The organism is Actinokineospora sp. NPDC051303 (assembly GCF_055586285.1).
On the sequence record NZ_JBVJIN010000017.1, the window covers coordinates 1 to 9490 of the forward strand.

Below are 9490 nucleotides of genomic sequence, written 5' to 3' on the forward strand. Positions count from 1 at the left end.
CCTTCGGCCTCACACGTGCGGAGCCAGCTTAGCGATCTTCCTTCTCCCCCGAAGAAACCACTCCACCCCATCGAGCACCTGGCGGGCGTTGGTGCTGCCTGGCAGGGGGGTGGGTTTAGGGCTGTCTCTATGTCTATGTCTATGTCTGTGGTTCAGGTTAGGTTAGGGCGGCGCGTAGGCGGGGTTCTTCGACTTTCCAGTAACCGTGTTCTTCGCCGTTGATGAGGATTACGGGGACTCGGTCGCCGTATTCCGCGCGGAGTTCTGGGTCGGTGTCGACGTCTTTGGTGGCCCAGGTGACTGTGGTGAAGTCTGCGCAGATGCGGGCTATGTCGGCCTCTGCCACCTCGCAGGCGTGGCAGCCCTGGCGGGTCACTACGGTCACGTGGGTCATGGAGCGACGCTACCGCGCAGGGTGGCGCGGCGGAGTTTGCCGGTCACCGAGTGCGGGAGGGTGGCGGTGAACTCGATGGTGGTGGGGATCTTGAACCTGGCCAGCCGTTGTGCGCAGTGGGCGCGGAGGTGGTCTTCGGTGAGGGTGGCGCCTGGGTGCAGGACCACTACTACCTTGACTCGTTCGCCGGTGCGGTCGTCGGGGATGCCCACGGCCGCGGCCTCGGCCACCTCGTCCAGTTCCATCACCACGTGCTCGACTTCGTGGGGGTAGACGTTGAAGCCGTTGACGATGATGAGGTCGTTGGCCCGGTCTACCAACCTCAGATCGCCCTCGTCATCGAAATAGCCGACGTCTCCGGTGCGGAACCAGCCGTCGGGGTCGGGGCCGTGGGCGCCGTCCGGCCAGTAGCCGCTGAACAGGTTGGCTCCCCGGGCGGCTATGAGGCCGGTTTCGGAACCGTCGGCGAGGAAATCGTGGGCGAGAGTCTCGTCGGGGTCGGTGTCCGAATCCAGTGGCCTGCCGTCGCTGTCTACCAGGCGGAGTTCGACGCCGGGAATGGGTTTGCCCACCGAGCCCGCCTTCGCGGCGCCGCTTACCAGGGTCGAGGTAAGCACGGGGCCGGTCTCGGTGAGGCCGTAGCCCTCGTACACCGGTAGCCCTGTCTCCTGGCGGAACAGCGCCAGGGTGCGCGGGTCCAGCGGGGCCGCGCCGGAAGTGGCGAGGCGGACGGTGGCCAGGGCCTCGCCGAGACGGTCCGCGCCCGCGGCGACGAAAGCCTGGTACATGGCGGGCACGCCGACGACGGCGGTCACCCGGTTGGCCTGACAGGCGTCGAGAGCGCTGTCCACACCGAACTTGTCCAAGAGGACACCGGTAGCACCCGCCGCCGCCACTTGCCAGAGGCCGGATAGTCCGTACGCGTGGGAAAGCGGCACGACCAAGAGCACGCGGTCGGTGGCGGTGACCGGGGCGGGGCGCAGGGCGGCGCACTGCTCCACATTGGCCAGCAGCGCGCGGTGCGAGAGCATCACGCCGCGCGGAACGCCCGCCGTGCCGGAGGTGTAGCAGAGGAACGCCAGGTCCTCGCCGCCGCCGACCGCGGCGAACCGCTCGTCGGGGACCACAGTGGACGGGTCCAGGTCGGGTGGGGTGAGCGCGGCCGTCCCGGGCACACCCAGGGCCAGGCTCGCCCCGCTGTGCTCCAGCAGCCGCTCGACCTCGCGGGGCGCCGCGTCGACCCCGACCGGCACGACCACCCCGCCCGCGCGGAGCACGGCGAACAGCGCGACGCAGGCCGCCAGGGTGTTCGGCAGGGCGAGCGCGACCCGGTCGCCCGCCGTGAGACCGGCCTTCACCAGCACATTCGCATAACGATCAACGACGGTGTCAAGCTGCTGCCAAGTGAGTGAACGGTCAGCGGAGGCATCGACCAGAGCCGGATGGGCCGGTACCTTCTCGCACGCTCCGGCCACCAGGTTCGCGACGTTTCCGATAGGCGCCTCGGTCATCGCCAGGCCCTTTCACTCGGGATCTCAGGGAATCCAGGGAAGTCGCAGTGTGGCATGGATCACCAACGGCAGGGTTAAGTACCCAGGAGAACCCATCCTTGGACGCCCGGACTTGTCCCCTACCACAAAGTAACCAGACGTAAGCTGCTGACGAAACCCCAACGGTGGCGACCGTGGGGACGCCGAGGGAGTGTGCGGCCGCTCGATGACCCGCCAAACGCGATCGGACACGGCCGCGGCCGTGCCACCAGCCCGACCGGCGCCGGACCGGGCCGGGTCGAGCCGCGCGCGGACCGGCGGGCCGCCACCCGATGGCGAACCCGGGCAGGCGCGGCCCGACGCCGAGCACGCGGTGTCCTGGGAGCTGGTCAGCGCGGCCCAGGCGGGGGACACGGTGGCCTTCGGGCAGCTCTACAACCGGTATGTGGACGTCGTGTTCCGGTACGTCCTTTTCCGCGTCGGCGACCGCGAACTGGCCGAGGACGTCACCAGCGAGACCTTCCTGCGCGCCCTGCGGCGGATCACCTCCGTCAGCTACCAGGGCCGCGACGTGGGCGCCTGGTTCGTGACCATCGCCCGCAACCTGGTGCTCGACCACGTGAAGTCGAGCCGGTTCCGGCTGGAGGTCGTCACCGCCGAGATCCGCGACTCCGAACGCGTCGAGGCCGGGCCAGAGCAGCGGGTCATGGCGATGGCCACCCGCGACGCGCTGCTGCGCTCGATCGACCAACTGGGCGACGACCAGCGCGAATGCGTGGTCCTGCGGTTCCTGCAGGGCCTGTCGGTCGCTGAGACCGCCGCGGTCATGAACCGCAACGAGGGCGCGGTGAAGGCGCTGCAGCACCGGGCCGTGCGCAGGCTCGCGCAACTTCTGCCCGGTGAACTGCGTTGACAGCGTTGACAGCACAGTCGTCTACGCCGGTGTCGAGCCAACGGCAGGCGCCGCCACGCCGTAACCCGGGGCCTGGCCAGTCGTTTCACCAGGGGAGACCCACAAGAGTCGGAGCGGGATAGTGGAGAGCGGATCGGGGCCGTCGAGCCCCAGCGGCGCGCGCGCGGGCGACCCCCGCGAGCCGGTCGAGCTTGAGTCGGAGTTCACCGACGACGACCGCGCTGTCGATGCTGTCGTGGAACTGCTCGCGGGCCTGCGGCCGCTGACCGCGCCCGGGGCCGAGGCCACCGACCGGATGCGCGCCAAGATCCTCGCCGAGCTTTCCGCCAAACCGGTGCGCGGCACGTCCCCCGCGCCGAGCCGCCCGCCCCGACCCGCCCGCGCGGGCCGCGCGCCACGCGCCCGGCGGGTCAGCCGCCCCCGGTCCGACTCGGCGGCGGCCAGAGCGGGGTCCGGCGCGCGCGGCAGGCTCGCGGTGGCCGCCATCGCGGTGCTCGCCCTGGTGTTCTCGCTGGCCGGGATGAGCCTGCTGCTGGCCCGCGACGCCCTGCCCGGCGACACCCTCTACGGCATGAAGCGCACCGGCGAGGCCGCGTCCCTCGGCCTGACCTTCGGCGACGAGGACAAAGCGGTCAAGCACCTGGGCTTCGCCGCGGCCAGGATCACCGAGATCGAGACGCTGGCGCTGCGCTTCCCGAACCCGGCCGACGCGCCCGCTGGCGGTTATCTGTCCGCGCTGAGCGACTTCGACAACGACGCCACCGCGGGCGCCCGCGGCCTCATCGCCGCCGCCACCGCCCGCGACAGCGGCCCGCTCGACACGCTGCGGCTGTGGGCGCGGCAGCACGGCGCCCGGCTTGCCGCGGTCGGCCCGAGGCTGCCCGCGGCGGCGCGGAGCAGGCACGCGTCGTCGCTGGCGCTGCTGGGCAAGATCGAGGCCCGGTCGACCGGGCTGCTCGCCCGCTTCCCCTGCGAGGAGGTCGTCTCCGGTTCGGCCGACGAGATCGGCCCACTGCCCGCGACCGGGCGGTGCGACGCGGGCGCGGGCTCACCCCGGGTGCTCACACCGCCTGCCGCGGGCCCCGATCCCAGTCCGCCCGGGGACGAGCGAACACCGGGAGTAGTCATCGCGCCCGGCCCGAGCGAGCGGCCGTCGTCCAGCGCGCCGCCCGCGGGCACCGGCACTCCGCGCGCCGACCTGCCGGGGACCGACGGGCTGCCGCCCCTGGTGTCGCTGCCGCCGCTGATCGGCGCACCCGCTCTGACGTCGCCGGAGGTCACCGCCCCGGCGCCGCCGCCGGTCGTGGCGCCGCTGCCGTTGCCGCTGCCCACGCTGGCCCTTCCGCCGCTGCTGCCCGGCGGGCCCGGGCTCGGCATCGGCTGAGGGCCGCGCGAAACCGGCCGTCGGATCGCTACGCTGTGCCTACAGCCATGGTCAGAGTGCCCGAACCACGGGAGGCGTGCGGTGTCCCTGCGGCGTGGGGGTAGGAAGAACCCCGAACTGGAACGCCTGGCCGCGCTCGCGGGCGAGGCGAGCGCCGAGGCAGCCGTCGCCATGGAACAGTCGGAGCCGTCGAGAACCGCGGAGCCCGCGGACCTGACCGCGGCGGCGTTCTTCGACGTCGACAACACCATCATGATGGGCGCGTCGATCTTCCACTTCGCCCGCGGCCTGGCGGCGCGCAAGTTCTTCTCCAATTCGGACTTGGTCAAGTTCGCCCTGCAACAGGTCATGTTCCGCGTGGGCGGCAAGGAAAGCGCCGACGGCATCCGCAGCAGCCGCGAACAGGCACTGTCCTTTGTGGCAGGCCACACCGTCGCCGAACTAACCACCCTCGGCGAAGAAATCTACGACGAACTCATGGCCGACAAGATTTGGCCGGGCACCCGCGCCCTGGCCCAGATGCACCTGGACGCGGGCCAACGCGTCTGGCTGGTCACCGCCACCCCGGTGGAGTTGGCCACCATCATCGCCCGCCGCCTGGGCCTCACCGGCGCCCTGGGCACCGTCGCGGAAAGCGAAGACGGCGTCTTCACCGGAAAACTAGTCGGCGAAATGCTCCACGGCCCAGCCAAAGCCCACGCGGTCCGCTCCCTAGCGGCCCGGGAGGGCCTGGACCTGCGCCGCTGCACCGCGTATTCGGACTCTTCCAACGACATCCCCATGCTCTCCGTCGTCGGTACAGCGGTCGCGGTCAACCCCGACAGCGCCCTCCGAGAAGCCGCCCGCAAACGCGGCTGGGAAATCCGCGACTTCCGCACCGGCCGCAAAGCCGCCAAAATCGGCGTCCCCTCAGTCCTAGGCGCAGGCGCCGTAGCAGGCGCCGTAGCCGCAGGCCTAGCCCACCGCAAACGCGCCGTCTGACACTCAACTACTCCTTCTCCGACAACTCCCGGCAAACCAACCAGTCGAAGCTGGCGGGCGTGCTGCTCCACGTCCCACCAAGCGCCTACAGGCAACGGGTGGGTGCTTCAAAGCCCGGTGCCACTTCGCGACCGCTAGAGCAGACGCTCGACAAGAGCGGAATAAGACCCCCGCACCCAACCAGGCCGCACAAAACCCAGCCAGGTGCTCAACGGGGCGGGTCGAGCAGCGAACCCGCCCCTCAACGAAGCCGCACCCGAGCCTGCCAGGTGCTCGATGGGGTGGAGTGGTTTCTTTGGGGGTGAAGGAAGATCCCTAAACTTGCCGTGGTCGTGGGGCCGAAGGCTCCCCACCCGTCTTTCCCACGACGGGATCTTCCTTCGTAGGGGCCCCAAAGAAACCACTCCACCCCATCGAGCAGGCAGCCCCAGCCAGCCACCCCAGAAACCCACCAACCCGAGCGACAGCAAACCCCACCCTCCCCGGGGGGCCGCCCCGCTCCAGTCTATCGCCGCAGGTCAGCGAACGGAAGAGGCGCGCCAGCCCTGTGGATAACCACCCTGAACCTGTGGATAACCCAAGGTCGGGAAGGAATGGAACTCAGCGCAGAATGGCGCGACCAGCCTGCCACCAGTCGACCCGCCGCATCACGACCAGGATCGCCACGGCCGCCACCACCGCCAGCCCCCCACTGAGAACGTTCGCGAAGAACACACTCTCAAACGCCGCCACCGAGCTTTCGTCAGCCAGCACATGCACCGCGAAGAGATCAACACCGTGCATGGCGACAAACGTCCCCCACCAGAGCCCGACAAGCCACCCAGCGGGCGCGGTCGTCAAATCCGCGGGCGCGTCCGGCTTGCTCGCCCGCCACACGTCGCCCAGCACCATTTGGGGCCACCACAGGTTCGCCACGGGCACGAACCAGGCGCCCAGCGCCCAGCGGACGCGCAGCCGCTGCGGGGCGAGGCAGATCCGGGCGGCGTTGACCCGCGCCTTCCACAGCCACGCCAGGAATGCCACGCCCGAGAGCGCCACTCCGCCCATCCAGGCCCAGGAAAGCAGTTCGGCCCGGGTCTGCGCGGTGGCGAGCTGCTCGGCCGTCGCCGTGGGCACGACCGAGAGCACGTCCCGGACCAGCCAGTACGACCGCCACGACTGCCATGCCGCCAAGCAGGCGACGGACGTGGTGAGCAGGATCAACGCCGACGCGACAAACCGTGCCCCGCGCGCGGGGCGCACTACCGGTGGAATGAGTTCAGGGTCGGTCATCGCCAGCAGTCCTCCGCCTCGGCAGTCCCGGGAGGATCGCTGCGCGCACGGGCGTCGTTTCACCGCCCTCTAGACTCGGCGACAGCACGTGAAGACTTTCACAAGGAGCGTCATGAGCGCAGCGATCAGCCGCCGCCGGGCAGGCGAGGACGCCGATGTCATCGTGGTGGGCGCCGGGCCCGCCGGTTCCACCGCGGCGACCTACCTCGCCCGGGCGGGCCTGGATGTGCTGCTGCTGGAGAAAGGCGCCTTCCCCCGCGAGAAGGTCTGCGGCGACGGGCTCACCCCGCGTGGTGTGAAACAGCTGATCGACCTGGGCATCGACACCCGCGAAGAGGCGGGCTGGCTGCACAACAAGGGCCTGCGCGTCGTCGGCGGTGGCATCACCCTGGAACTGGACTGGCCCGACCTGGCCACGTTCCCGCCCTACGGCGTCGTCCGGCCCCGCCAGGACTTCGACGACATGCTGGCCCGCACCGCCACCCGCGCGGGCGCCCGGCTCCAGGAGAACACCACCGTCACCGGAGCCGTCACCGACGACCGCACCGGCCGCGTGGTCGGCGTGTCCGCCAAGACCGGCCCCGACAAGACGCCGGTCTCCTACCGCGCCCCCTTGGTCCTCGCCTGCGACGGCGTCTCCGCCCGCCTTGCCCTCTCCGTCGGCCTCGACAAGATCGACACCCGGCCCATGGGCGTCGCCGTCCGCCGCTACTACGCCAGCCCCCGCAGCAAGGACGACTACCTGGAGTCCCACCTGGAACTGTGGGACCGGTCCGACCCGGCCAACCCGGTGCTGCTCCCCGGCTACGGCTGGATCTTCGGCATGGGCGACGGCACGGTCAACGTCGGCCTGGGCATCCTGTCGACGTCGAAGGCGTTCGGCAGCACCGACTACCGCCAGCTCCTGCGGTCCTGGCTCGACGGCACCCCGGAGGAATGGGGCTTCCGCGAGCACAACGCCACCAGCAAGATCGGCGGCGCGGCCCTGCCCATGGGCTTCAACCGCACCCCCCACTACCGCGACGGCCTCCTGCTCATCGGCGACGCGGGCGGCCTGGTCAACCCCTTCAACGGCGAGGGCATCGGCTACGCCATGGAGTCGGCGCGGCTGGCGGCCGAGGTCGTCATCCAGGCCCTGGCCCGCGCCGAGGGCCCGGCTCGGGAGAGGGCACTCAACGGCTACCCGGTGGCGCTGAAGCAGGCTCTGGGCAGCTACTACCGTCTGGGCAACGTGTTCTCCAAGCTCATCGGCAACCCGGCCGTGATGACCATGGCCACCAAGTACGGCCTGCCCCGCAAGACGCTGATGAAGCTGGTCCTCAAGCTCCTCGCGGGCCTCTACGACCCCAAGGACGGCGACGCCTTCGACCGCGTCATCACCGCCGCCACCAAGGTCGCCCCCAGCCTCTGACGCGGTCACGCTGGAGCCGCTCGTCTCGGTGCCCCCGGTTGCTCGTGCCGGGGGCACCGGATTCCGGACAAAAAAATGTGGCCCCCGAGGGGGCCACCCTGTCGGCCGTGACCGACGTCGTATGCCTCTAGGCTAGCTGCTTCAACCAGGCCGAAAACTATGGCGATGTCTCCGTGCTGGTGTCCACCGACAGCGATCTCAACCCGGCCCTCACCGCCACAGCCGAGGTCGATCCGGGTAGGCCGATCTACCTTGCCTGCCCGCCTGGTCACCAGCCTCCGGTCAAGCATCTTCCGCCGAACGTCGTCCCGTTCCTCATCAACCAGGCTCACCTGGCGGCCGCGCTGCTGCCGGACGAAGTGACGGACGGGGCTCGCACTCATCGCCGTCCTGAGAAGTGGCACTAGCTCGCTGAGCGGCCCCGGGAGGTGGTCCCGGGTGTTCACTTGGCGTTGCGCTGGGGGTCGGAATTCGTGCTGTGAGCAACGTCCTACACTGGCGGCGGTGCTTGTGAAGCCGTTCACAACAAGGCGGTCTGGCTTGTGAATGTTTTCACAAACACCACCCGAATGGTTAGGGCTGCCTAACAACCGGTGCTGTGACTCATGCCCCATAGGGTTCCGACCGGAGGACGCGGGAAAGGACGACGAAGGTGCCCATGCTCGTAGCCCAGTCTTCGGATGTGTCGTCGAACTTGGCGGTCTACCTGCCTCTGGTGGTGATGTTCGCCCTGGCGGCGGCGTTCGCCGTGTTCTCCGCGCTGCTGGGGCCGCTGCTGGGGCCGCGGCGGTACAACCGGGCCAAGTTCGAGGCGTACGAGTGCGGGATCGAGCCGTCGCCGCAGCCGGTGGTCGGTGGGGGGCGGGTGCCGGTCGCGTACTACCTGACCGCCATGTTGTTCATCTTGTTCGACATCGAGATGGTGTTCCTCTACCCGTTCGCGGTCACGGCGGACGCGTTGGGGATGTTCGGGCTGGTCGAGATCTTCTTGTTCATCGCGACGGTCGGGTTCGCGTACGCCTACGTGTGGCGGCGCGGCGGTCTCGACTGGAACTGACTGACTGACGGACGGTGGGGGAAGGGAGGCAGACGTCATGGGTATCGAGGAGAAGCTCCCCAACGGCATCATGCTGGCCAGCTTGGAGAAGCTGGTGAACTGGGGGCGCAAGAACTCGCTGTGGCCTGCCACGTTCGGGCTCGCGTGCTGCGCCATCGAGATGATGACGACCGGCGGGCCGCGCTACGACATCGCCCGGTTCGGCATGGAGGCGTTCCGCGCGTCGCCGAGGCAGGCCGACCTGATGATCGTCGCCGGGCGGGTCACCAACAAGATGGCCCCGGTGCTGCGCCAGATCTACGACCAGATGGCCGAGCCGCGCTGGGTGCTGGCGATGGGCGTGTGCGCCTCATCGGGGGGCATGTTCAACAACTACGCCGTGGTGCAGGGCGTCGACCACATCGTGCCGGTCGACATGTACCTGCCGGGGTGCCCGCCGCGGCCGGAGATGCTGCTCGACGCGATCCTCAAGCTGCACGCCAAGATCCAGGACGAGCCGATCAACGCGACCCGCGCCGCGATCCGGGCCGCCAGCGGCGCCCGCACGGAGCTGATCGCGTCCTCGGTCAAATTCGCGAAGAAGTGACC

Annotated in this window: 10 protein-coding genes; 7 read left to right on the forward strand and 3 right to left on the reverse strand. The window is 69.7% G+C overall.

All coding sequences use genetic code 11. The features are described from left to right. Window positions 1-157 precede the first annotated feature (157 nt). Window positions 158-394, reverse strand: coding sequence for a glutaredoxin family protein (locus tag ACZ6SD_RS15130; RefSeq protein WP_465317540.1), 237 nt, complete (start codon window positions 392-394; stop codon window positions 158-160). Continuing rightward, window positions 391-1905 (reverse strand): AMP-binding protein, encoded by a 1515-nt coding sequence (locus tag ACZ6SD_RS15135; protein ID WP_465317541.1) that lies wholly within the window; start codon window positions 1903-1905, stop codon window positions 391-393. Before ACZ6SD_RS15135 ends, ACZ6SD_RS15130 begins: the two co-directional genes overlap by 4 nt. A gap of 205 nt (window positions 1906-2110) precedes the next feature. On the opposite strand from ACZ6SD_RS15135, the gene ACZ6SD_RS15140 reads away from it, so the two are divergent. From ACZ6SD_RS15140 to ACZ6SD_RS15150, 3 genes are all read left to right on the forward strand, one after another. Beyond that, window positions 2111-2797 carry a sigma-70 family RNA polymerase sigma factor gene (locus ACZ6SD_RS15140; protein ID WP_465317542.1) on the forward strand — a complete coding sequence of 229 codons (687 nt, stop codon included), beginning with the start codon at window positions 2111-2113 and terminating at the stop codon, window positions 2795-2797. Between the two features lie 121 nt (window positions 2798-2918). Further along, window positions 2919-4181 (forward strand): DUF5667 domain-containing protein, encoded by a 1263-nt coding sequence (locus ACZ6SD_RS15145; protein ID WP_465317543.1) that lies wholly within the window; start codon window positions 2919-2921, stop codon window positions 4179-4181. A 171-nt stretch (window positions 4182-4352) separates the two neighbouring features. Further along, window positions 4353-5162: an HAD family hydrolase gene (locus tag ACZ6SD_RS15150; protein ID WP_465317651.1), complete on the forward strand. Its 810-nt coding sequence runs from the start codon at window positions 4353-4355 to the stop codon at window positions 5160-5162. Window positions 5163-5762: 600 nt separating this feature from the next. Here ACZ6SD_RS15150 and ACZ6SD_RS15155 read toward each other — a convergent pair. Then, window positions 5763-6434: a DUF4328 domain-containing protein gene (locus ACZ6SD_RS15155; protein WP_465317544.1), complete on the reverse strand. Its 672-nt coding sequence runs from the start codon at window positions 6432-6434 to the stop codon at window positions 5763-5765. Window positions 6435-6546: 112 nt separating this feature from the next. Here ACZ6SD_RS15155 and ACZ6SD_RS15160 point away from each other — a divergent pair, with 112 nt between their 5' ends. The 4 genes from ACZ6SD_RS15160 (at window position 6547) to ACZ6SD_RS15175 (ending at window position 9488) form a co-directional block, all read left to right on the forward strand. Next, window positions 6547-7845 carry a geranylgeranyl reductase family protein gene (locus ACZ6SD_RS15160; protein WP_465317545.1) on the forward strand — a complete coding sequence of 433 codons (1299 nt, stop codon included), beginning with the start codon at window positions 6547-6549 and terminating at the stop codon, window positions 7843-7845. Window positions 7846-8018: 173 nt separating this feature from the next. Further along, window positions 8019-8252, forward strand: coding sequence for a hypothetical protein (locus ACZ6SD_RS15165; protein ID WP_465317546.1), 234 nt, complete (start codon window positions 8019-8021; stop codon window positions 8250-8252). Window positions 8253-8503: 251 nt separating this feature from the next. Beyond that, on the forward strand, window positions 8504-8902 hold the full coding sequence (locus tag ACZ6SD_RS15170; RefSeq protein ID WP_465317652.1) for an NADH-quinone oxidoreductase subunit A: 399 nt from the start codon (window positions 8504-8506) through the stop codon (window positions 8900-8902). 37 nt (window positions 8903-8939) lie between these two features. Continuing rightward, the gene (locus tag ACZ6SD_RS15175) at window positions 8940-9488 is read left to right on the forward strand and encodes a NuoB/complex I 20 kDa subunit family protein (RefSeq protein ID WP_091453936.1); all 549 of its coding nucleotides are present in this window, start codon (window positions 8940-8942) and stop codon (window positions 9486-9488) included. The last annotated feature ends 2 nt before the right edge of the window (window positions 9489-9490 follow it).